Annotated in this window: 1 protein-coding gene; it reads left to right on the top strand. The window is 28.5% G+C overall.

Annotated features, from left to right (window positions below):
• On the top strand, window positions 1-336 hold a 336-nt coding region (locus AC1DRF_RS31915), incomplete at its 5' end, for a helix-turn-helix domain-containing protein (RefSeq protein ID WP_477742816.1).
• Window positions 337-537 lie beyond the last annotated feature (201 nt).

Below are 537 nucleotides of genomic sequence, written 5' to 3' on the forward strand. Positions count from 1 at the left end.
ATTAACACCTGTAAAAATAAGCTCTTAACAGATGTAACATTTCTCAGATATTTATGTAGTTTTTTAAGTGAGAAAGCAACTAAAATTTCAGCAAAGTATACACAAAATCAGGCCTATCCACTTGAGAATCGCCTTGCTGCCTTTCTAATATTGTCGGCTGATGATAACTTTTATAAAGAAAAACATACTGAAGTATGTGAGTATTTAGGTGTATCATATCGCCATCTGCTCCATGTACTAGCTCAACTATGTAAAAAAAATATTATTGAAAAGCAGTCGCAAGGCTACATCATTAAAGAAAGAGAATATCTTGAAAAACTAGCTGAATTAAATTGAAAATACTTATAATAATTTTACTTCAAAATAAAGATAACTATATGTATAATCCATACATTTTTAATTAACATAATGAACTTTCTAGGAACCTAACACCTAAAAAAGATTTTCTATTTCATTGTGGTGCTTCCCATTTGTTCTAAAATGTTCAATATTTTTGTCTTCTATTTAAAGAAAATCACTCAGTAGAGTGATTTTCTT

This window comes from Priestia sp. P5_B4 (assembly GCF_056400385.1).